Source organism: Brevibacillus sp. AG162 (assembly GCF_006715575.1).
In the GTDB taxonomy this organism is placed as follows: Bacteria; Bacillota; Bacilli; order Brevibacillales; family Brevibacillaceae; genus Brevibacillus; species Brevibacillus brevis.
In genome coordinates, this window is sequence record NZ_VFNO01000006.1 from 248,409 (window position 1) to 271,732 (window position 23,324).

A 23,324-nucleotide genomic window follows, 5' to 3' on the forward strand; every position below is an offset into this window, starting at 1 on the left:
CATTGGGAGAGAGTAGAGAGAGACTGTGGACGAGAGATTTTGTCCTGTTAACTGTATGCAATTTGTTGTTGTTTCTCACTGTGCAAATGCAGACACCTACATTCCCTGCCTATGTGAAGGAAGCGTATCAGGCCAATGATTTTGTCGTCAGCCTGGTCATTAGCTTGTTTTCACTTGCAGCAGTGATCGCAAGGGTGTTTACCGGGGAAGCATTGAAAACGAAAAGCAGTAAGATCTTGGCGATTGTAGCACTTGGATTCGTCGCGATATTTAGCGCAGGCTATTACTGGGCAGGAAGCATTGTTTTCTTTCTTCTGTTGCGAATCTTGGTCGGCATCGGTTTTGGAATGGGCAGCACGACCTTTCCGACGATTGTTTCCAATGTGATTCCTGCCAAACGGATCGGTGAAGGCATGGGGTATTTCGGCTTATCGACCAGCTTGGCAATGGCACTCGGCCCGTTGATTGGACTTGGCCTATTGAATTGGTTTGGATTCGGATCGATGCTCATAGTTCTCGTGTTGCTGGTTGCCATTATTTTTCCGTTAATGCATTTTATCCGCGCCTACAATCAGCTTCCTGTGTCGTCCGGGAACGCACAAACGGTCACAGGCATTCGCCGTTTTTATGATAAAAAGCTGCTGCTTCCAGCAGGACTGAATTTTTGTTTGTCTATTACGTATGGCGGAATTCTCAGCTTTTTGGCCTTGTACGGGAAAGAAGCCCACATTGAGAATGTCGGCTGGTTTTTCCTTGCAAATGCACTGGCGATGGTGTTGATTCGTCCGTTTTCCGGCAAGCTGTACGATCGCAAAGGGCACATTGCCGTCCTGCCTCCCGGTGCGATTTTCGTCGGGATCAGCCTCTTGCTCCTGTCCCTAACAACGACAGAGTCCTTGCTTCTCGTCTCTGCTGCCTTCTACGGGCTTGGCTATGGCATGATTCAGCCATCTATCCAGGCGTGGATGGTGAAGGTCGTCACACCTGAGCAACGCGGCATGGCGAACGGACTGTTCTTTAATTCCATCGATTTGGGGATCGCGGTCGGCTCTGTGCTCCTCGGTGTCATTGCGACACATTCGAGCTACTCTGTCATGTACCGCTGGTCGGCAGCGTGCTTGCTGCTGTTCCTCATCGTTTATTTCCTTTCGCAGCTGGCTGCGGCCAAAGCGAAAAAGGCGGCGGTTGCGAGTGAAAACGTTGGTGTGTAACAGAAGACACGATAAAGATTGAACCCCGTAGAATTAGACGCCTTTTAGCGCCTCTTTCTTTTCTTCGGTGCTGTTAAGCTATATACGATTACTGCAGAAACAATTACTAAAACTACCATAACGATAAGACCAGGGTAACCTATACTCCCCATAAATACCCCTACCCCCTAAAATTTTACTATTATTGGCATTATACAAATAAAACGAATCCTTTTGTAAGGAATAGTTTTATTCATGATAATGCTATTTTTTATTGAGCACAGCTCCCGCACATGTAAAAAAGCTGTTCCCCAAGTAGATATCTCTACTGAAGGAACAGCTTGTTCTTTTTTATCACTTCTGCTGATACTTCATCGCTCGTGCTGCAATATCCGTGCGATACTGCGCCCCATCAAACGAGATCCCTTGGACCTTCGCATACGCTGTCTCACGCGCCTGCGCCAAATCTGCTCCTGTTGCCACAACGCCAAGCACACGGCCACCGCTCGTCACGATGCCTTCCTCGGTTTCCTTCGTACCTGCATGAAACACCGTAGCTCCCTCGTTTGCCTGACCCAGTCCCTGGATCAACGAACCCTTTGGATATTCTCCCGGATAACCCGGCGCTGCCATGACGACACAAACAGCACTTCCTTTTTGCCATGTCACATCGACTGCATCGAGCTCGCCATTGACCGTTCCGACAAAAATATCGAGCAAATCTGTTTCGAGCAACGGCAAGAGCACCTGTGTCTCTGGATCGCCAAAACGCGCATTGAACTCCACGACTTTTGGTCCTTGCTCCGTAATCATCAGACCTGTGTAGAGAATGCCTTTGAACGGAATGCCATCCTTAGCCATCCCTGATGCCATCGGCTGGACAATCGTTTTGACGATCTCGTCTACCAGCTCAGCAGACATTTGCGGTACCGGGGCGTATGTTCCCATGCCGCCTGTATTGGGACCGCGGTCATTATTGAAAATTCGCTTATGATCCTGGGAGGTAATCATCGGCTTAACCGTCTCTCCATCGACGAAAGACAGCAGCGACAGCTCCTCGCCGAACATACACTCCTCAATGACCACGCGCGCCCCTGCTTCTCCAAAGACGCTTTCCTGCATGATTTGACGGAGTGCCTCTTCCGCTTCCTCCACCGTCTCTGCGACAACGACTCCTTTCCCCGCTGCCAAGCCGTCCGCTTTGACAACGATAGGAGCTCCCTGCTCTCTCACGTACGCACTCGCCGATTCGTAATCCAGGAACGATTCATAGGCAGACGTCGGAATCTCGTAGCGTTTCATTAGACTTTTCGCAAAAGACTTGCTGCCCTCGATCATTGCCGCTTTTTGATTCGGGCCATAGATCGGCAGATTGCGCTCCTGGAAAAAGTCCACAATCCCCGCCAGCAAAGGATCTTCCGGGCCAACGACAGTCAGATCAATTCCCTCATCTTTGACGAATTGAGCCAGTGCAGCAAAATCATGAACACCAATCGGTACGTTTTGAGCGATTTGGGCTGTGCCCCCATTTCCTGGCGCACAGTATACCTTGGTTACTTTAGAGCTCTGCAACAGCTTCCAGGCAATCGTGTGTTCTCGACCGCCGCCGCCGACCACTAATATTTTCATCGTATTTCCTCCTGTGTGAGAGGTAATCCACTCTTTAGTACGTGTTAAAAAAGCGAACGTTACTCCGAATAGCCTCTTTTAGTGCTTGAAATGACGAGTGCCGGTAAAGATCATCGCGATGCCCGCTCGGTTGCAAGCATCAATCGATTCTTGGTCGCGAATGGAGCCGCCTGGCTGAATGATAGCGGTAATCCCTGCTTTGGCTGCCTCTTCCACGGTATCTCCCATCGGGAAAAACGCATCCGAGGCCATAACCGCGCCACTTGCCAATGCACCTGCCTGCTCGATGGCGATTTTCGCTGCCCCAACGCGGTTCATCTGGCCTGCACCCACGCCGATGGTCATATTGTCTTTTGCCAAGAGAATCGCATTCGATTTGACGTGCTTGACGACCTTCCAGGCGAATTTCAACTGTGCCAGTTCCTCTTCCGAAGGCTTGCGGTCTGTGACCACTTGAATCTCGTTTTCTTCGAGCTGCTTGTAGTCGAAGTCTTGAATGAGCGCACCGCCTGCAACCGGAGCCACGCGGAACAGATTGTCCACTTTTTTGCCTGGTTCATTCAGCGCAGGAATATGCAAGAGACGCAGGTTCTTTTTCTCAGCCAGAACCGCCAATGCCTCTTCGGTGAAGTCTGGTGCGATAATAATTTCCAAGAAAATCTCTTTCATTGCGAGTGCAGTGTCACGGTCAATCGGGCGGTTTGCTGCCACGATCCCACCGAAAATAGAGACAGGGTCTGCTTCATACGCTTTTTGGTAAGCGGCGCGAATATCAGTGCCGATCCCTACTCCACAAGGGTTGGAGTGCTTGATCGCAACGACAGCAGGTTCAGCGAATTCACGTACAATCGCCAGCGCTGCATCTGCGTCATTGATGTTGTTATAGGAAAGCTCTTTTCCTTGCAGTTGACTCGCATTCCCGATGCTCAACTGATCCGATAACGGCTCACGGTAAAATGCCGCACGTTGATGTGGATTTTCCCCGTAGCGTAAATCCTGTGCTTTCTCGTAAGTCACCGTGTAGCTCTCAGGCAACAGTTCGCCCACCTGCTCACTCAAATAGCGAGAGATCAAGGCATCATAGGCGGCTGTATGACGGAAAACTTTTGCAGCCAGCTTGCGACGGGTTTCTAGCGTAGTATCGCCATTTGCTTCAATTTCTTCTGCTACTTTTTCATAATCGGCTGCATCGACCACTACACTGACGAACGCGTGATTTTTCGCAGCAGAACGCAGCATCGTTGGTCCACCAATATCAATATTCTCAATGGCATCTTCATATGTCACGTCTGGCTTCGCGATCGTTTCCTTGAAAGGATACAGGTTCACGACAACCAGATCAATGGTTTCAATCCCAAGGTCTTTTAGTTGCTGCACATGTGCTTCACTGTCCCTTACAGCCAAGAGGCCGCTGTGGATATTGGGATGCAACGTTTTGACGCGACCGTCCAAAATTTCTGGAAATCCAGTCACTTCAGAAATGCCAATGACGGGAACTCCCTCTGCTTTTAAAAGAGAAGCCGTACCCCCGGTAGAAATGATCTGTACCCCGGCGGCTACCAATCGACGGGCAAACGGAATCAATCCTGTCTTGTCAGAAACGCTGATCAACGCTTTTTTCACACTCACGGATAGAACCTCCTGAATTTTAGTGAAAACATGAGTAACTATTGACCAAAACACGAACATTACTTATCTATTATAAAATAATCGTACGCTATTATCAATAACTTCGTCAGAAAAACAAACGCAGCCGCCCATGCCTGTTCGGCACTTGCGACTGCATACACCTGCATTTGCTTTGATGAAGTTATCGTTTTTTCTTGCCTTTGCCTGATAGCTTTTTGATGCGATCTGACAGCGGGGCTGATTTGCTTTTGGCAGTCGCCCTGATTGGCTTGATCGGCTTCTTCGACTTGCGGCTCTTCGCCTTTACTTCTTTGGGCATTAAATTCCCTAACTCTTCCATGGAGATGGATTGGCCGTCCTTTACACGATCCCTGACGCGCTCTTTCGTCTCCTCTGGCACCTCGAATCCCATGTTGCCCAGCTCATCGAGCAGTGAATCTACGTTCGCTCCGCCCTTCGGCATTTTTTCCGCTAGCTTCATAATATCGTTAAGCGTCCATTGCCGCCCTGTTTTTTGGCTTAGCTTATCGAGCAAGTTCGAAACAAAATCTCCGCTCAAGTCTGCCCCTCCCTTTGTGGGAATATCCCTCTCTTACTGTATGTCACAAGAGTTGATTTGGTTTGTCATGATTCGCGGAAGAAGAATTGCAGCAAAATAGGGTGAGTCGGTCATAGTTAGAAGCCGACACCGTATGAAAGGACATGAATAACATGCATGTAGGACGAGAAAACATGATTGACAAATACTGGTGACAGGAATAAGATGACAAAGTCAATCATTCATCCTCGTTAGGTGAGGCTCCTATACAAACATAGGCCACTGCCCGGAAATATCGAAAGATGCCAATGGGTAGAACAGGAACTGCCGAATTAAGGCTTTTCTTAAGGTGGCTAAGGAATGTTTCCTTTACGTTGTATAGTGCCAAAGCTCTTGCAGGGGGAGAAAAAGTGGTGTTATTTTGTGCACTTTTCTAACCCTCTAGATTCCCGCTAGAGGGTTTTTATTATCGAAAGGGGGGAACGTTTTTATGGACAGTAGTCCAAGTTGCCGAATGAATAACTGCAATCAGTATTGTGTACGGAGAATTTTCCGGCCTTGTGGCGCTGCGGCATGTTCCCCATACCTTATTTGACATTCTCCCTTTTTATGGGACGAGTGTATGTAAGTATGTTTAAGTAGACATGCTTGCGCAACATGGTCGTATCCCTCCGATCCTTATTTGCGAAAGGATGAAAAAACCATGTTGAACATTTACAAAACGAATGCCATGGGAAAAATAGAAGAACGGCATCAATTTGAAAAAGGCTGCTGGATCCATCTGACCGATCCTTCTGAGCAAGAAAAGCAACAAGTCGTCAGGGAGTTGTCGATTGACCTTCATTTTTTGCAGGATGCCCTTGATGACGAAGAAATAGGACGGATCGATAAGGACGGCAACCGCGTGATGCTCTACGTGGACATCCCGATCTCCACGAAGGAAGGGACGAAGGACAACTACACGACGGTTCCGCTGGGAATCATGGTGATGGAAGATTATATCTTAACCGTTTGCCTGGTAGAAACGGCTGTCATGAATGAGTTCGTCCAAGGAAAAGTGAAAAGCTTTCACACGCACATGCGAAACCGGTTCGTTCTGCAAATTTTATCAAATGCATCCCACTATTATTTGCAGTACTTGAAAAAAATCAACAAACAGACAGAAATGCTGGAAAAATCGTTGCGACAATCGACGAAAAACAATGAACTGCTTACCTTGCTTGAATTGCAGAAAAGCCTCGTTTATTTTTCGACTTCCCTGGAAACGAACAGTCTGTTGATCTCCCTGCTTCGGAGCGGCAGTTATTTGAAAATGTACGAAGAAGATAAGGAGCTGCTGGAAGAAGTAAAAATCGAAACCAAGCAGGCTATCAAAATGACGGAAATCTATACGGCCATTTTAGGGAACATCATGAATGGCTTTGGCTCTGTCATCTCCAACAATCTGAATCGCGTATTAAAGCTGTTGACCGCCATTACCATCGTTATCACATTACCTATGGTGATCGGCACCTTTTACGGGATGAACGTCGCGCTTCCTTTTCAGGATCATCCATACGCATTTACGATCATTATGATCATGTGCACCACCATTACCTCAGTAACAGCCCTCCTTTTTTGGAGGAAAAAATATTTCTAAAACCGATTGCAAAAAAACCGACATCAGAAATGGATGTCGGTTTCTTCTTATTCTCTCGGTTTACGTCAGCTGGACAAGCCGTCCCTCAAGCTTTACTCTTTCGTCCACCAAAAGGCCAATGACCTTCACCAAAAGCTCATGCTCCACGGCATGGATGCGAGCCGCCAAAGTCTCAGCTGTATCTGCTTCTTGCACTGCTACGGGAATCTGGGCAATGATCGGCCCTGTATCCAGGCCAGCATCAACCAGATGTACCGTTACCCCCGTTATCTTTACCCCGTATGCGAGTGCCTGACCAATCGCGTCTTTTCCTGGGAAAGCAGGCAAAAGCGATGGATGCAGATTGATGATTTTTCCTTCGTAGGATGACAAAAGGGTGTCGCCCACCAACCGCATGTAGCCTGCCAGCACAACCAGCGATATATCGCGTTTTTGGAGCTGCGCCACTATTTCCTGCTCAAAAGCAGCCTTGTCTGCATACTCCTTCGGTTGAAAAACAAAGGCGTCGATCCCTAAACGCTCTGCCCGTTCCAAAACCTTGGCGCCGGGCTTGTCGCACACGAGCAAGGCAACTTCTACACCTGTGAGCTTGCCTTCCTGTACAGCCTGCACGATCGCTTCAAAGTTGGAGCCGCTGCCTGAGGCGAAAATGGCCAGCTTTCTCACCATTCCACCCCGTTGTATACGACTTTGCGCTCTCCCGCTTGAATATGTCCGATCAAATACGCCTGTTCTCCCAGCTCTTGCAGCTTTTCCATAACACTCACTGCGTCTTCCGGCTTCACGACGAGCATCATGCCAATGCCCATGTTGAACGTTTTGTACATATCCGGATAAGAGATGTTACCAGCCTCTTGTACCAGCTCGAAGATCGGCAGCACCGGCCAGGAACCAACGTTGATCACAGCCTGCATTCCTTCTGGAAGTACGCGCGGAATGTTTTCAGTAAAGCCGCCACCTGTGATGTGTGCCAGAGCTTTCACTTCATGGGACTCCAGAACGGATAACACTTGCTTTACATAAATGCGGGTCGGTGTCAGCAGCTCTTCGCCGAGCTTTTTGCCCAATCCATCAACATGATCATGCAGGGACATGCCTTTGTCTGCCAAAAGAACCTTGCGAACGAGCGAGAAGCCGTTGCTGTGCACGCCGCTGGAAGCCAGACCGATCAGTACATCGCCTGCCGCCACGGACGCTCCTGTAATCATTTTGCTCTCGTCCACCACACCTACGGTAAAGCCCGCGATGTCGTATTCGCCTTCTGCGTACATGCCAGGCATTTCGGCAGTCTCCCCGCCAATCAGAGAGCAGCCGGACTGGGAGCAGCCTTCCGCGATCCCTTTGACAATCGCTTCAATTTTTTCCGGAATGACCTTGTCTACTGCCAGATAATCGAGGAAAAAGAGCGGCTCTGCCCCTTGAACCACAACGTCATTGACGCACATGGCGACAGCATCGATGCCGATTGTATCGTGTTTGTCCATGGCAAAAGCGAGCTTCAGCTTGGTTCCTACTCCATCTGTGCCGGAAACAAGAATCGGTTTCTCGTATTTTTTGGTATCCAGGCGAAACAGTGCTCCGAACCCGCCCAAATCCGTCATAACTTCCGGGCGGAAGGTTCGTTTGACGTGCTTTTTCATGCGTTCGACGGCTTCGTTGCCCGCATCGATGTCTACGCCAGCTTGTTTATATGCTTCACTCATCGTTTCTCCCCCTAGCAAGAGGTGCTTGTATTAGCATTTGAGCGCAGGTAGCGCTTCTTCGAACTCAATCTCTGTCGGATATTCTCCGTTAAAGCATGCGAGGCAGTGTCCTCTATTGGGAGCCGAATCGGTGCGGCCAATCGCATCGATCATTCCTTCAACAGACAAGAACGACAGCGAATCAGCCTCAATGATTTGACGAATTTCCTCTACGGATTTGGTCGCCGCAATCAGTTCCTCACGCGACGAGGTGTCGATGCCGTAAAAGCAAGAATTCATAACGGGCGGAGAGCTGATACGCACATGCACTTCTTTGGCGCCAGCCTCACGCAGCATGCGGACGATTCGATTACTCGTCGTACCGCGGACAATGGAGTCGTCAATCATGACGACGCGCTTGCCTTCTACTACTTTGCGAACCGCAGACAGCTTGAGATAGACAGCGCGCTCGCGCAGCTCCTGACTCGGCTGAATGAAGGTACGTCCGACATAGCGGTTTTTGATCAAGCCGATTTCATACGGAATTCCTGTCGCTTCTGCAAATCCGATAGCAGCAGAGATACTGGAATCCGGTACACCTGTGACGACATCAGCAACAATCGCGGATTCCAATGCCAGTTGCTTGCCCAGACGTTTGCGCGCCATGTGGACGTTGATTCCGTCGATGTCACTGTCTGGTCGGGCAAAATAAATGTATTCAAACGTACAAATCGAACGCTGTGTTGTTTCCGTAAACTTGCTTTCGGTAATGCCATCCTTGTCGATGACGATCAGCTCGCCCGGCTGCACGTCACGCCAATACTGCGCGCCAATGATATCGAACGCACAAGTCTCGGATGCGACAGTGATCGCATCTCCGAGTCGTCCCAATGACAGCGGACGCAAGCCATTCGGATCAAGAGCAATCACGAGCTGCTTCTCGTTCATGACGAGAAGTGCATACGCTCCTTTGATGTATTGCAGAGCGTCCTTTACCGCTCCCGGCAAATCCTTGCTCTCAGAGCGGGCGATCAGATGCGCGATCACTTCTGTGTCACTGGTCGTCTGGAAAATAGATCCTTTTGCTTCCAGCTCTTTTCTAAGCACGGCGGCATTCACGAGATTCCCGTTATGGGCAACTGCCATGCTGCCTTGTGCATAGCGGAAGAAGAGTGGTTGGGCATTTTCAATCTTGCTCGAACCAGCAGTCGTATAACGGGTATGACCAATCGCAATATGACCGCTGAACTTCTCCAAATCGCCCTTGCCAAAAGCCTCTGACACGAGACCCATTCCGCGGTGCTTATACCATTTCTCGCCGTCGGAGGCGCAGATGCCTGCGCTCTCCTGACCACGATGCTGAAGGGCATGCAGACCCAGGTAGGTCAATTGGGATGCTTCTTTGTGGTTGTAGATGCCAAAGACGCCGCATTCTTCATTCAATTTGTCCCAGATTAGCCGATCAAACATGGAATCGCATCCTTCCAGGCTGCTTTCACCTCTTGAGTCGAAGCGTTGATCGCTTCTGTACCGTTCACGTTCACTACCAGACGATCGCCGCCGACCGTACCGATGTTTTCAGCAGGTACGCCATGTTCACCTGCCAATGCGAGAATCGCCGCCGCTTGCTCTTTGGAAGCACTGAGCAAGATACGAGATTGAGATTCACTGAACAAGAGCACGTCAGCACGCAGCTCGGACGTAAGAGCCACCTGTGCACCGAAGCCTTTGCCGAAGCAAGATTCAGCCAGCGCGACACCCAGGCCACCTTCGGACAGATCGTGTGCAGAGTTCACCAGACCTTGGCGAATCGCTGTGAGAACCAGCTTTTGTACTGCCGCTTCCTTGGTCAGATCGATTTGCGGAGGACGTCCGGAAATGCTGCCCGTAGCCATCTTTTGATACTCACTGCCGCCCAGTTCAGCGAATGTCTCGCCCAACAGGATGATCGCGTCGCCTTCGTTTTTGAAATCCTGGGTCGTAATATGGTCAACATCGGTGATCAAGCCGACCATTCCCACCGTTGGGGTTGGATAGATCGCGTCACCGCTGCGTTCATTGTAAAAAGATACGTTTCCGCCGATGACTGGAGCATCGAGTGCTACGCACGCCTCGCTCATGCCCTCGCACGATTTTTCAAATTGCCAGAACACCTCAGGCTTTTCCGGACTTCCGAAGTTCAAGCAGTCCGTAATCGCCAGCGGCTCTGCACCGGAGCAGACGACGTTGCGTGCAGATTCTGCAACCGCAATGGCACCGCCCACTTTTGGATCGAGGTACACATAGCGACCGTTGCAGTCGGTACTCATGGCAAGAGCCTTGCGAGTACCGCGCACCATCACAACAGCCGCGTCAGAACCAGGCTTTACAGCTGTGTTTGCACGCACGATGTGATCGTATTGCTCGTATACCCACGCTTTATTCGCCACTGTTGGCTGAGCCAGCAAGCTTTTCAGCGTAACATTCAGATCTTTCGGTTCTTGGATGGCTGCCAACACATCTACATTCGCGTTTGCTTCGTAGTAAGCAGGCACCGCAGATGGACGATGGTACACAGGTGCGTCGTCTGCCAAGCTGTCTACTGGCACCTCTGCTACTACTTCACCTTGGTGCAACAGGCGCAGCTTGCTGTCTTCGGTTACTTTGCCCACGACAGCGGACGCCAAACCCCATTTGTCAAAAATCGCAATCGCTTCTGCCTCTTTGCCTTTTTCCACGACGACGAGCATACGCTCCTGAGACTCAGACAGCATCATTTCGTATGCAGACATGCCAGCTTCGCGCTGTGGCACCAGATCCAGATTCATCTCGATTCCGTTCCCTGCCTTGGACGCCATCTCGGAGCTGGAGCTCGTCAAGCCAGCCGCTCCCATGTCCTGAATCCCGACAACAATACCCGTATCGATCAGCTCCAGGCACGCTTCCAGCAGGAGCTTTTCCATGAATGGATCGCCAACTTGTACTGCCGGGCGTTTTTTCTCCGACTCTTCCGTGAGCTCCTCGGATGCGAAGGTTGCCCCGTGAATACCGTCACGCCCCGTGCTTGCGCCCACGTAGATAACAGGGTTGCCGATACCGGACGCTACCCCTTTTTGAATCTTTTCGTGGTCGATCAAGCCGACGCACATGGCGTTGACAAGCGGATTGCCTTCATACGTAGGGTCGAAATTCACTTCGCCACCCACAGTCGGAATCCCGATGCAGTTTCCGTAGCCTGCGATACCAGCTACTACATTTTCAAACAAATATTTGACGCGAGGAGACTTGAGCTCCCCGAATCGAAGCGAGTTGAGCAGCGCAATCGGACGCGCGCCCATCGAAAATACGTCACGGATGATACCGCCCACGCCAGTCGCAGCCCCTTGGTACGGCTCGATTGCAGATGGATGGTTATGGCTTTCGATTTTGAAAACAACCGCCTGATTGTCACCGATGTCGACAATACCCGCACCTTCCCCTGGTCCTTGCAAAACGCGAGGTCCTTTTGTCGGGAAACGGCGCAGGACAGGCTTGGAGTTTTTGTAGGAGCAGTGCTCCGACCACATGACGCTGTACAGACCTGTCTCCGTCCAGTTCGGCTTGCGGCCGAGAATCTCTACGACACGCTGATACTCTTCGTCAGTCAGACCGATTTCTTTGTATAGTTTTTGATCGGCAATTTGTTCGGCTGTCGGTTCTTTATGCGTGAGTTGTGACACTGTTCTGCTCCCTCCAAGTCTTCAGAATCGAGGTAAACATGCGGCGTCCGTCATCGGAAGTCATCCAAGAGTGGACGGCACGCTCCGGGTGAGGCATCATGCCAAGTACGTTTCCACGTTCGTTGCAAATGCCCGCGATGTCTTCTAGTGAACCATTCGGATTCTCACCATGATAGCGGAAAACGATTTGATTGTTCGCTTTGAGCTTCGCCAGCGTTTCTTCATCACAGTAGTAATTTCCTTCGCCGTGCGCGATCGGAATTTGGATGACTTCCCCTGCCGTGAAATCACGGGTAAAGGAGGTATCGTTGTTTTCCACACGCAATTCGGACAGCTTGCAACGGAATTTCAGTGAACGGTTGCGCAAGAGTGCTCCTGGCAACAGCCCGACTTCGGTCAGGATCTGGAAGCCGTTGCAGATTCCCATGATCAGCTTGCCTTCTTCTGCTGCCTTCACCACTTGCTCCATGACGGGTGAAAAACGAGCGACCGCACCACAGCGCAGATAATCTCCATAAGAGAATCCACCTGGCAAGAGAATCGCATCATATTTGGAAAGATCCGTATCGGAATGCCATACGTAATCCACAGGCACTCCCATTACGTCTTCAACTGCGTTAAACAAATCAATGTCGGCATTCGAGCCTGGAAAGACGATAACGGCTACTCGCATATCCTTAGCCCTCCACGATATCAAAGCGATAGTCTTCTACCACCGTATTGGCCAACAGCTTTTCGCACATTTCACGTACACGCTCTTCTGCTTGCGCACGGTCAGAAGTATTCAATTCCAGCTCCATGTACTTCCCGATACGCGCATTGTTTACTTCATCAAAACCCAAGGTGTGCAGAGCACCTTTTACAGCGTGTCCTTGCGGGTCCAAAACACTCTCGCGCAATGTTACATAAACAACAGCTTTAAACATGTACGTCTCCTCCTAGTCTCATAAGCATTTCTTTGTAAGCTTCCTCCACATTGCCCAAATCGCGGCGGAAGCGGTCTTTGTCGAGCTTTTCATTCGTTACCGAATCCCAGAAACGGCATGTATCCGGGGATATTTCATCGGCGAGGAGAATCTCCCCGTCCGCTGTTTTTCCGAATTCCAGTTTGAAATCGACCAAGGTAATGTTGCGCTCGCGCAAGTAAGGCACGAGGACCTCGTTTACAGCAAGACCCATGCGTTCCAGTGTCGCTTGGTCACTCTCGCTCGCAATCCCCAACACTTTGATATGGGAGGCATTCACCAATGGATCTCCCAGTGCGTCATCCTTGTAGTAAAACTCGACAACGGGCTGCGGGAGCACCGTCCCTTCTTCCATGCCAAGACGCTTGGCCAATGAGCCTGCTGCGATATTGCGAACGACTACCTCCAAAGGGATAATCTCCACTTTGCGAACAACCTGCTCTGTGGCGGACAGCAGACGGACAAAATGATTGTCGATGCCCCGCTCCTTCAGCATGGTGAAAAAGATTGCCGTAATGCGGTTGTTCAGCTCACCTTTTCCGGTGATTTGCGCCCGTTTCTCTCCATTGAATGCTGTTGCGTCGTCTTTGTACTCTACCCAGTACTGATCAGGCAAAGATGTCCGATAAATTCGTTTTGCCTTACCTTCGTAGAGTTGTTCCTGTTTTTCCACCGTAGGAGTCACCTTCCCAGTCAAAAAGGTTGAGTTTCGGTTAATTCACGAACGTTTCAACTACATTAAAACACAAACATACGCATTTATCAACGAAAAATGCTGGAATACACTTCGACAAACGTTCGGGATTTACTGCATGTTTTTCGAAAGGCAGATGTTAACATTCGTTTACATGTTCTCCATACTGGCTTTACATCTCCTGAGTACAATAGTCCTTAGTCTCGGGACTTTTCGACCATCCACTTATCAGGAGGCAACTGGAGATGCACGCTATCTTTCGCCATTTACTCACTCCCTTTTCTCGCTTACACAGGCAAGTGCGGCTCCGTACCAAGCTGACGATCCCACTTCTATTCATCCTGCTCATTTCTTCTGGCATGATTGGCTGGACCTTTTACACCCAGGCAAAACAGGTGATGATTTCGCAAATGGAGTCCCGCCTTGACTCAGAGACGGACAAGACCACCGAAAAAATTTCGCTATTGAAGTTCACTTTCGCTAGCGACGATCAAGCCTACCAAAAGCGCCTTCAATACGAATTGCAACAGCAAGAAAGCAATCTGTCTCAGGAAGGCTTGATACTCCAGCAATATCTGGTCAAAAATGGAGCCTTTCATCCCATTGAAAAAGTGACAACGGGCGCTATTGAAATCCCGCAAGATATCGCGATACGGATGGAAGCAGAACGCTTCGGCGTGATTCATGTCCCTGTCGATGATCACATACATACCCTGGCCTTTACGCATTCTCCTGAAGAGAGCTACATTTACGTCATAGACGTTTTGCAAGAGTCCTATCTAGGTCCTCTCCATGAAATAACCAAAATAATCGTAATGACCATTCTCGCTAGCTTGGTCCTTTCTTTGTTGCTGTGCTTGCTGGTTGTGAAGGGGATAACCGCCCCTTTTCAGACGTTGATTGCGGCAATGCAAAAAGTCAGCTCGGGTGATCTCACCCATCGATCCCTTTTGCAAAACGAGGGTCCAGAGATTCGTGGGATTTCAAACAGCTTCAATCACATGGTAGAGCAAATGTGTGAGATTATTGCCGAGATCCAACTCATGATTGAAGAACTGAACAAAGGAGGCATCGCAATCAGGCAAACAGCCGATGAAGCAGGCAATCGTTCGTCGATGCTGTCTCTGCGTCTCGATACAGTCAATCAAGGCGTCGTACAAACGGCTGCCTCAACAAATGGCGCCAGCGCCTCTTTTCAGCACATAAAGCAATCGATGTATGGACTTTTTGCACGTATTTTCTCTGTGATTGAAGCAGGTAAAAAGATGCAGACAGTCACCCACAATGGACAAAATCGTATCGATGATTTGAACACGATGATCAACCGCTTCTCCCACACGTACGCACAGGTCGACACCCGCATGACTGAACTGCGCCGACAATCAGAATCCATTGGAGATGTTGTTCATCTGATCCAAAACGTGGCGAAGCAAACCAAGCTTCTCGCTTTAAATGCAAGTATTGAAGCGGCCCGTGCCGGAGAATATGGACGCGGATTTGCTGTCGTGGCCAACGAGGTAGCCAAGCTTGCCAGCGAGTCGGAAAATGCCACATTAGAAATCACGCGGCTGATGGACGCTGTTCAAGTACAAACCTATGAGATTTCCTCCGAAACCTCACAAGCATCCGAACAGCTTCAGCAAAGCCTGCAAAAGCTCTCAGACGCTGCCTCTGCTTTTCTTGAGCTTCGACAAGCTGTCGATCAGACAACGGGAGAGCTGCATATAGCAAACGAGGGGTTATCCGACATTACCGAAGGCTTGCACACCGTTGACATGGCATTGGATTCATTTGTTGCCATTTCCCAAGAGACCAAAAGCAGCACAGAAGAAATGCTGGTCGCCTCGCGCGAACAGCTCACTTCCATTGAAAAATCACGTCAATTGGCAACAGAGCTGCTATCCTTATCTGAGCGGCTGCAAGAAATCAGTGATCGCTTTCGCGTTGCATGAACGAGCAGAGCCTCCCCCTCGGGCAGGCTCTTTTCTTTTGTTTATGATAAACTTGTCAGTGGTACAACCAATACGTGAAAGAAGGAATTTCAGATGTTTCCATTTGAAGTGTCTTTTCCTACCAAAATTTACTTTGGCATAGGCGAACTGGAGCGTTTGGGCCAAGAAGCAAAATCGATGGGCCAAAAAGCATTGCTCGTTACAGGCGGCAATGCGGCCAAACGTACAGGACTTTTGGACCGCGCCAAGGCTCTATTGCAGGAAGCTCAAGTGGCGTATCTTGTTTTTGACAAAATCGAACCGAATCCGCGTACGACAACGGTTGATGCCGGAGCTGCTCTTGCTCGTGAGCATCAATGTGACTTCATCCTGGCTATCGGTGGCGGCTCTGTGATGGATGCCTCCAAAGCGATTGCGGCGGCAGCCGTTTCCGGACGTCCGATTTACGATTACATGCGGGGAAATCCGAGCGGCTCTGGTCAATTGCTAGTACCCGTTCAGGAAGCACTGCCGATCATGACCGTCCCGACAGTAGCCGCTACAGGTTCGGAAGCAAACCATATCAGCGTCCTGACTCATTGGGACACGCATGAAAAATCATCGATCAACGGCCCAGCACTTTACCCGAAGATTGCCATTCTTGATCCGTCTGTAACCTTTACCGTTCCGGCTCGCGTCACAGCGGAATCTTGCGCCGATATCTTTTCCCATCTGTTTGAGAACTATTTGATCAGCGCGGAAGGAACCCACGTTCAGGACGGGATTTCCGAAACACTCATTCGTCTCGTCGTCGAGCACTCCATCACAGCGATCCAGCAACCAGACCATGCAGAAGCACGATCCACCCTTCTGTGGGCGAGCACGCTGGGCATCAGTCCATTCGCTGCTGGCGGTCGTGGTGCTGGTATGCCGTTGCACGGAGTTGAACATCCGCTGAGCGGGATCTACGATATGGCTCACGGTCGTGGACTGGCGATCCTGTCCCTTCCTTATTTCGAACAGGTGATTTTGCAAGACCGTCCCGAAAGACTAGCCCGTATGGGACGTCATTGTTTTGGCGTTACCGTGGAGGACGAGGGCGAAGCAGCACGAGCAACGATTGAAGCCGTTCGCGGTTGGTATGAGCGCATGGGAATCACAGAACGTCTGTCTGACTTCGGCGTGACCAAACAATCGCTGGCACAAATGGCTGAAGAAGCGGTTCGCATCGGCGGACGCGGTATCGGGTATCTGCCTAGCTCACGAAAATTGAATGAATCCGATGTGATCGCGATCTACGAGGCTTGCCTGTAATCGAAGCATCAAACACACTGGCGAGCCCTCGTTCAGTTGTGTAATAATACAAATTAATCATTAATCAAAATTATTTTACTACGGAGGTTACTACCTATGGCAGATCCACGCATTAATGAACTGGCAAGCCGTCTCGTCCGTTACTCACTCAATTTGCAAAAAGGCGAAAAAGTTCTGATCGAAAATACAGGCCTGCAACCTGAACTCGTTCGTGCACTTGTGCGTGAATCATTTGCAGTTGGGGCTCTGCCTTTGGTCACCTTGAAAGACCAGGAAATCATGCGTGCACTCTATCAAGGCACCAGCGAAGAACACATGGCCCTGATGGCAAAATACGAGTATGACCGGATGAAGGATATGGACGCTTACATCGCCATCCGTGCTTACGACAACATCAACGAGTTTGCCGACGTACCGGAAGACAAAATGGGCATTTACGCTCGCGTCTTGTATCAACCTGTACATACGAACGAGCGCGTTCCGAACAAACGCTGGGTTGTACTGCGCTACCCGAACAAGTCGATGGCGCAGCTGTCCAAAATGAGTCTCGAGGGCTTTGAGGACTTCTACTTCTCCGTCTGCAATCTGGACTACGCGAAAATGTCCGCTGCGATGACTCCGTTGAAAGAGCTGATGGAGCGCACCGATCGCGTACGCATCGTCGGCCCAAAAACGGACCTGCGCTTCTCCATTAAAGGAATCAATGCCATCAAATGCGACGGCAAACGCAATATCCCGGATGGCGAAGTATACACCGCTCCTGTGCGCGATTCCGTGGAAGGAACGATTTTCTACAACGCGGCATCGATCTACAACGGCATTACCTTCAATGATGTTCAGTTCACTTTCAAAGAAGGTAAAATCGTGGAAGCAACCAGCTCCAATACCAAAGCATTGAACGACATCCTCGACACTGACGAGGGCGCACGCTATATCGGAGAATTCGCGATCGGCTTCAACCCGCACATCCTCCACCCGATGCTGGACATCCTGTTTGACGAAAAAATCGCGGGCAGCTTCCACTTCACGCCAGGGAATGCTTACACAGTAGCAGACAACGGCAACCGCTCCTCTGTTCACTGGGACTTGGTCCAAATCCAACGCCCTGAATACGGCGGCGGCGAAATTTGGTTTGACGATGTGCTGATCAGAAAAGACGGGCGCTTTGTGTTGCCAGAGCTGGAAGGCTTGAACCCTGAGAATTTGATTTAAATGAAATCTATCAAGCCGTACTAGCAAAGGGGCTATCTAGAAAGTCGTACTCACTGACTTTCTGGATAGCCCCTGCTTCCGTTTGGCAGCCTGACCTCAAAACATGTACGAATCAAATCACTTTGAACAGAAATCGTTCCCCGATGCTTCTCAACTATATTTTTTGCAATAAACAAGCCGAGTCCTGTGCCTCCTCCTAGATGAGTTCGCGCTTTGTCGCCCGTAAAAAACATTTCAAAAATATGCGGCAGCGCCTCCTCAGGTATCTGGTCACCGTAATTCATGATTTGTACAACCACTTCATCTCCCTCACGATAAGCGTTCAAATCGATAAAATGGCCATCGCCCCCATAGCGTATCGCGTTGGTCAGGATATTCTCGAATACGCGCGCCAGCAACTCTCCGTCTCCCACGATCACTAATTGAGCAGCAATCGTACACCGCGCGACCAGCTCATTTTTCTCAAAGGAAGGATACATCTCATCATTTAACTGGACAAGCAATTCACTCAAATCTATGACCTTTTGCTCGATGTTGACCATGCCGTAATTCATTCTCGTAATTTCGAAGAGCTCATCAATCAGCTTTTCCAATCGTTGCGACTTGGTAAAAGCAATCGTTGCATAATGCCGCATTTGTTCTTGTGGCATCTGCTCATCTCGGAAAATGAGATCCAGATATCCCAAAACGGATGTCAGCGGTGTGCGTAAATCGTGGGCCAGGTTCAAAACTAGCTGATCCTTGCTGCTTTCGGCGAAATCTCCTCTTTCTACCGCCTTTTGCAGCATTTCACTTGCCAGATTAATATCCTTGGCGATATCTGCGAACTCATCATTGGATGGAATATGGACATGCCGTGTAAAGTCTCCACTGGCGAGATAATGAATCCCGGTGGAAATCTCCCGAAAGTAGCCCGCATACCGTTTGGTCAGGAGATAGAAAAACAAGATCGCAATGGGAGCAAAGACAATCAAAAAGAAATTAATATCCCCTATCTCCCTGATGAAATAGCGAACCTGAGCGAGCGGATCTTCGTACTTAACCCCCGCCCTATAGTAAAACTGGAGCACTTTATAGAGCAGATAGGTTACGATACTGGCCAAAAGCATGCCAAGCCCAAGAAGCCCAAGCATTTTAGAACGAAAGCTATGTCTCCTCTTCACCATGGAAAAAATGAACCACTCCCTATACTCGTTTTCGTCCAGGGCTCAATCTTGATAGACTCTTTTGACACGTTCTCCCAAATGGCTTACCAGCTCGTTCGTAATGGTTTTACATTGATGGGCCATTTCCTCGGCAGTGATCCCCTCTTCTTGATCTTTGCCGATAAAGGTCACTACATCCCGTTTTTGCACCTCTTCCATATCTGTAATATCTACAATAAGTTGATCCATGCAGACAGTGCCGATAATCGGTCTTCTTTTTCCTCTGATCAGGCAGGTAGCGCCCGCTTGTGACAGCATGCGCGGAACCCCATCTGCATATCCGATGGATACGATGGCAATCTTGCTGTCTTTCAGCACTGTGTGGGCGCGTCCATAGCCAACATATGCTCCTTTTTCCACCTGTTTCACCTGCACAACTCTTGCTTTCAGTGATAACACAGGTCGTAGGTCGACGTTTGTTTTTACCTTGTCTCCCTGCTTACTCAACATTCCGTAGAGAGCGATCCCAATCCGAGCATAATCGTATTGCAGCTCCCCGTAATTCAGCACGCCGTAACTGCTTTGAACGTGCAGCCTCTGTGGATCGATCCCCTTTTCTTTCAGCTGTTCGATCACTTTCTGGAAACGGGCGATTTGATTTTTCGTGTATTCGATATCCGAAGCTACTAAACTGTCAGCGACACTCAGATGCGTGAAGGTACCGCCTACCTGCAAATTTTTATATCGATACATGGACGCTATTTTTTCCGTGTGTGTCCAAGATTCCCCGAGTCTCCCCATCCCCGTGTCGATCTTGATATGAACAGGGATTTTCACATTGTAGCTATTCAGTTTTTGGGCATATTCGTCATCTACGACGGTTTGCGTCAGTCTGAAACTGGCGATTTGGCGTATCCGTCGTTCATCGGTATAGCCGAGAATCAGGATTTCTCCTTTTACGCCCTTCTTCCTTAGCTCGATTCCTTCATCGATGGTGGCAACTGCGAAGTGATTAATCCCGAGCTTGTTTAAGAACCTCGCGATTTGCCATCCGCCGTGGCCATATGCCTGCGCCTTTACGACTGCCATCATCGCACAATCCTTGGGGAGCACTCGCTGAATTTCCCTGACATTATGTTGGAGATGAGGAAGATGGATATCAGCCCATGCTCGTCCTGTTTGATCCGGTTTCTCACCTTGAAAGCGCCGGATCACCTTCATCGCCATCACAGAAAGAACAAACGACAGCACCGTGACGAGTGTAACATGCACCAAGCTGTTTTCAACAAACAGCCCTGTCAGTCCCGTTACTTTGGCCGCTCCACGAATGAGCACAATACACAGCGGATGGATGACATACACATACAAGCTCAGCTTTCGTAAGGCTGGGCGATTTTTTCCTTTCCAGAACAATAGTAGTTGAAAGAGAAAATACATGCACGGTATCAAAAAAATATACATACTGTCATGGCGTTGCAGCTGATAAGCGTGCAAAAGCAAGCCTTCCATTACAAGCATGCTTCCGAACAAACCAAGTCCGATGGCATACGGTGAGACCTTTTTCTTTTTCCGCCTGCGGGTATTGGCAATCATCCCTCCTATGACAATAAACACAGGGGCAAAAAATATACCGTTCCGCGTGTAATCAAACAGGGTAAACATCGATTGGTAGATACTGTCCACATACGGACTCATCTGTGCCAAGCCAAAGTAGCTGTCTCCGAATAGCCCGATGCCATACAGCAGCAAAGTCACCCAAAACGTATTCCAAGTCGATAGTCTTGTATACAAAAAAGTACTGATACAGACCCCCAGCATGATGCCAGGGAAATACCACAGATGATACAAGGTCCCGTTAAACAAGAGGTCTTTCACTGCTGAAAATAGGGTAAATCCATCTGTAAAATACCCTGCATACACATTCACAGGAAGATAGAGAAGGATCGAAAGCAAATATAGCTTTCCTACTTTCCATAAAAACTGCCTCAGCATAGACGAATTTCTGTTGGGATCTGTGCCAAGCTTTTGCAAGAAGAAAAATCCTGTGCACATAAAGAAAAAAGGAACTGCAACCCTGGCTATTGTTCGTGTCAGTGTAAAGTCAGCCCATTCACTTATAGACAGCAGCGGAGAAGTATGGATTGCGATGACAAGGATCGCCGCAATGATTCGGAATCGATCGAGCCCACCATACTGCTTTTCATTACCCTTATTCATTACGTGCCTCCTAATGAAACACCGTAATGATAAATCCATCCACGTTGTTGCCCGATATTTCGTAGCTCTCACCAGCCACAACTGGGATGTGCGTAACTGTATCGGTAGCTTTTACATAGTAGATTTCAATGCTCTCATCATCCACTAGCAAATGCTCCTTATGGAATTCGTAGTTTTTCACATACTCGATATACTCTTCCAGACAAAGCTGGAGCTTTTCCATCAATACAGCATGCGGATAGCCCACATACCGAAAATGCCAAGGCTCATCCGAAATCCCTGTCAGCTGTTCCTTGTCTTTGTCGTAGCGTTTGATAAACCCATATTGGCTGGCACGTTGGCGAAACATTCGGCATACGCCATGATCGGGAAAAGAGGGGCAAATAAAATCGATTACTTCCTTTTTCTCCCCTACATCTATCGCAAGCCCTGTCTGATGCTCGCTTTCATTCGGCCGCGCTACAAATTGACTGGTAAACACCTGTCCATTTTCGAGCAAGGATTGATCATAAATATCCTTTTGTTCGGCCTTGCTGCGAAAGCCACTGACAGGCACGATTGTATGCTCTGCGTTGCATGCTTTCAGCAGCTTGGCAAACATCTTCGCAGCCGTGCGTTCCAGCATCATATTGTTGTGTGCACCGTCAATCAGCCGCATGCGGTTCAGCAGGATACCGTCGTCTGTTTGCCAGCGGATCGGGTACTGGCGATTCACCAATATCAGATGGCCGTGATGCAAATTGTCGCTGTTCAAAGTAACCGTAAAGACATGAGGTTGTGTCATCAGTTAGTCCTCCTCCAACGCTAGCATAATCAACGTATCTAGAAGCTCTTTATAGGAAATTCCCGCAGCACGCAGCATGTTTGGATACCTGCTTTTCGAGGTAAAGCCGGGGATCGTATTCACTTCGTTAAACACGATGTCTCCGTCTGGTGTGACAAACATATCCACACGAGCGAAGCCACGACAGCCAAAAACCTGATAGAGATGGGTGGCTGTTTGCTTGATTTTATGAGCGAGTTCGGCGTCAATTCTTGCTGGGACATGGATATGGGCAGTCGCCAATGAATACTTTTCTGCGTAATTGAAGAAGCCTTGAAGCAATTCGATCTCATCCACTTCCCCCACAATGACCTCACGATTTCCGAGTACCGCGCAGCCCACCTCAAATCCCGCGATGTTTTCCTCGATGACTACTTTGTCATCATGCAGCAGGGCGTTTTCTATACCAAAAGCCAATTCTGATGGGCTGTATGCTTTCGTAATCCCAATGGAAGACCCTGCCTTTGCCGGTTTGACATACAAAGGAAATCCCAGTGCTTCGGTAGCAGATTGAACATTTGCAAGATCAGTATTCGAATAAACGGTAACGGATCTTGGCGTTTTGATACCGGAGCTTTCCGCCAGCGTGTGAGCGATATCCTTATCCATACAAATCGCAGAGGATAGCGTATGACAACCGACAAACGGGATTCCGGCCAGCTCCAACAGTCCTTGCAAGGTTCCATCCTCTCCGTTTTTGCCATGCAAAATCGGGAACACCACATCAACCTTTGTGACCGTCATGGCACCGTTCTCCTGCGCAACAATTCCCCTCACCTGTCTGCAAGGAGAGAGAAAAGCTGGTACACACTTCTCACTTTGATGCCAACTGTCATTCCGAATGCTTTCGATGTTGCCGGTATATCGCAGCCATTGCCCTTCCCTCGTAATTCCTAGCAAAATCACCTCGTACTTTTCCAGACACAAGCTTTCCAGCACCGAACTCGCTGATTTAAGGGATACTTCATACTCCGAGGAACATCCCCCAAACAAAATCGCGACAGTCAATTTCTTCATT

General features: G+C 49.2%; 19 protein-coding genes and 1 riboswitch. Of the genes, 5 read left to right on the plus strand and 14 right to left on the minus strand.

What is annotated here, in order from left to right; all coding sequences use genetic code 11:
- Positions 1-2: 2 nt before the first annotated feature.
- Positions 3-1,211, plus strand: coding sequence for an MFS transporter (locus FB479_RS19730; RefSeq protein WP_142066440.1), 1,209 nt, complete (start codon positions 3-5; stop codon positions 1,209-1,211).
- A 333-nt stretch (positions 1,212-1,544) separates the two neighbouring features.
- On the opposite strand, the gene purD is transcribed toward FB479_RS19730, so the two are convergent.
- The 3 genes from purD to FB479_RS19745 form a co-directional block, all read right to left on the minus strand.
- Entirely contained in the window at positions 1,545-2,819 is a 1,275-nt protein-coding gene (gene purD / locus FB479_RS19735) for a phosphoribosylamine--glycine ligase (RefSeq protein ID WP_142066441.1), read from the minus strand.
- 78 nt (positions 2,820-2,897) lie between these two features.
- A complete protein-coding gene (purH, locus tag FB479_RS19740) occupies positions 2,898-4,448 on the minus strand; it encodes a bifunctional phosphoribosylaminoimidazolecarboxamide formyltransferase/IMP cyclohydrolase (protein ID WP_142066442.1) in 1,551 nt (516 codons plus the stop codon).
- A gap of 181 nt (positions 4,449-4,629) precedes the next feature.
- The gene (locus tag FB479_RS19745) at positions 4,630-5,007 is read right to left on the minus strand and encodes a hypothetical protein (RefSeq protein WP_106652479.1); all 378 of its coding nucleotides are present in this window, start codon (positions 5,005-5,007) and stop codon (positions 4,630-4,632) included.
- Between the two features lie 219 nt (positions 5,008-5,226).
- A riboswitch (M-box (ykoK) riboswitch) is annotated at positions 5,227-5,395 on the plus strand.
- 294 nt (positions 5,396-5,689) lie between these two features.
- Between FB479_RS19745 and FB479_RS19750 the strand changes: the two genes are divergently transcribed.
- The gene (locus FB479_RS19750) at positions 5,690-6,625 is read left to right on the plus strand and encodes a magnesium transporter CorA family protein (protein ID WP_106652478.1); all 936 of its coding nucleotides are present in this window, start codon (positions 5,690-5,692) and stop codon (positions 6,623-6,625) included.
- 60 nt (positions 6,626-6,685) lie between these two features.
- Here FB479_RS19750 and purN read toward each other — a convergent pair whose 3' ends face one another.
- Genes purN through purC form a run of 7 tightly spaced genes read right to left on the minus strand, consistent with a single transcriptional unit; the run spans position 6,686 to position 13,643 of the window.
- Complete coding sequence (gene purN, locus FB479_RS19755) at positions 6,686-7,294, minus strand: phosphoribosylglycinamide formyltransferase (RefSeq protein WP_142066443.1); 609 nt, start codon at positions 7,292-7,294, stop codon at positions 6,686-6,688.
- On the minus strand, positions 7,288-8,328 hold the full coding sequence (gene purM, locus FB479_RS19760; protein WP_048031069.1) for a phosphoribosylformylglycinamidine cyclo-ligase: 1,041 nt from the start codon (positions 8,326-8,328) through the stop codon (positions 7,288-7,290). Before purM ends, purN begins: the two co-directional genes overlap by 7 nt.
- Before the next feature lie 30 nt (positions 8,329-8,358).
- Entirely contained in the window at positions 8,359-9,777 is a 1,419-nt protein-coding gene (purF, locus tag FB479_RS19765) for an amidophosphoribosyltransferase (RefSeq protein ID WP_142066444.1), read from the minus strand.
- On the minus strand, positions 9,762-12,005 hold the full coding sequence (gene purL, locus FB479_RS19770) for a phosphoribosylformylglycinamidine synthase subunit PurL (protein ID WP_142066445.1): 2,244 nt from the start codon (positions 12,003-12,005) through the stop codon (positions 9,762-9,764). Before purL ends, purF begins: the two co-directional genes overlap by 16 nt.
- On the minus strand, positions 11,986-12,678 hold the full coding sequence (gene purQ, locus FB479_RS19775) for a phosphoribosylformylglycinamidine synthase subunit PurQ (protein WP_142066446.1): 693 nt from the start codon (positions 12,676-12,678) through the stop codon (positions 11,986-11,988). Before purQ ends, purL begins: the two co-directional genes overlap by 20 nt.
- Before the next feature lie 4 nt (positions 12,679-12,682).
- On the minus strand, positions 12,683-12,931 hold the full coding sequence (purS, locus tag FB479_RS19780) for a phosphoribosylformylglycinamidine synthase subunit PurS (protein ID WP_007717324.1): 249 nt from the start codon (positions 12,929-12,931) through the stop codon (positions 12,683-12,685).
- The gene (gene purC, locus FB479_RS19785; RefSeq protein WP_106652472.1) at positions 12,924-13,643 is read right to left on the minus strand and encodes a phosphoribosylaminoimidazolesuccinocarboxamide synthase; all 720 of its coding nucleotides are present in this window, start codon (positions 13,641-13,643) and stop codon (positions 12,924-12,926) included. Before purC ends, purS begins: the two co-directional genes overlap by 8 nt.
- 266 nt (positions 13,644-13,909) lie before the next feature.
- On the opposite strand from purC, the gene FB479_RS19790 reads away from it, so the two are divergent.
- The 3 genes from FB479_RS19790 (at position 13,910) to FB479_RS19800 (ending at position 18,121) form a co-directional block, all read left to right on the plus strand.
- Complete coding sequence (locus tag FB479_RS19790) at positions 13,910-15,616, plus strand: methyl-accepting chemotaxis protein (protein ID WP_142066447.1); 1,707 nt, start codon at positions 13,910-13,912, stop codon at positions 15,614-15,616.
- Positions 15,617-15,709: 93 nt separating this feature from the next.
- Entirely contained in the window at positions 15,710-16,909 is a 1,200-nt protein-coding gene (locus FB479_RS19795; protein ID WP_142066448.1) for an iron-containing alcohol dehydrogenase, read from the plus strand.
- A gap of 96 nt (positions 16,910-17,005) precedes the next feature.
- On the plus strand, positions 17,006-18,121 hold the full coding sequence (locus FB479_RS19800) for an aminopeptidase (protein WP_142066449.1): 1,116 nt from the start codon (positions 17,006-17,008) through the stop codon (positions 18,119-18,121).
- 50 nt (positions 18,122-18,171) lie between these two features.
- Here the strand turns inward: FB479_RS19800 and FB479_RS19805 are convergent, their stop codons facing one another.
- The 4 genes from FB479_RS19805 to vanG are packed head-to-tail and all read right to left on the minus strand — an operon-like array spanning position 18,172 to position 23,323.
- Positions 18,172-19,287, minus strand: a complete 1,116-nt coding sequence (locus FB479_RS19805) for a sensor histidine kinase (protein ID WP_142066450.1) — start codon at positions 19,285-19,287, stop codon at positions 18,172-18,174.
- Between the two features lie 42 nt (positions 19,288-19,329).
- Positions 19,330-21,483: a serine racemase VanT catalytic subunit gene (gene vanT / locus FB479_RS19810; protein ID WP_142066451.1), complete on the minus strand. Its 2,154-nt coding sequence runs from the start codon at positions 21,481-21,483 to the stop codon at positions 19,330-19,332.
- Between the two features lie 10 nt (positions 21,484-21,493).
- A complete protein-coding gene (locus FB479_RS19815) occupies positions 21,494-22,267 on the minus strand; it encodes a M15 family metallopeptidase (RefSeq protein ID WP_142066452.1) in 774 nt (257 codons plus the stop codon).
- Positions 22,268-22,270: 3 nt separating this feature from the next.
- Complete coding sequence (vanG, locus tag FB479_RS19820; protein ID WP_142066453.1) at positions 22,271-23,323, minus strand: D-alanine--D-serine ligase VanG; 1,053 nt, start codon at positions 23,321-23,323, stop codon at positions 22,271-22,273.
- Position 23,324 lies beyond the last annotated feature (1 nt).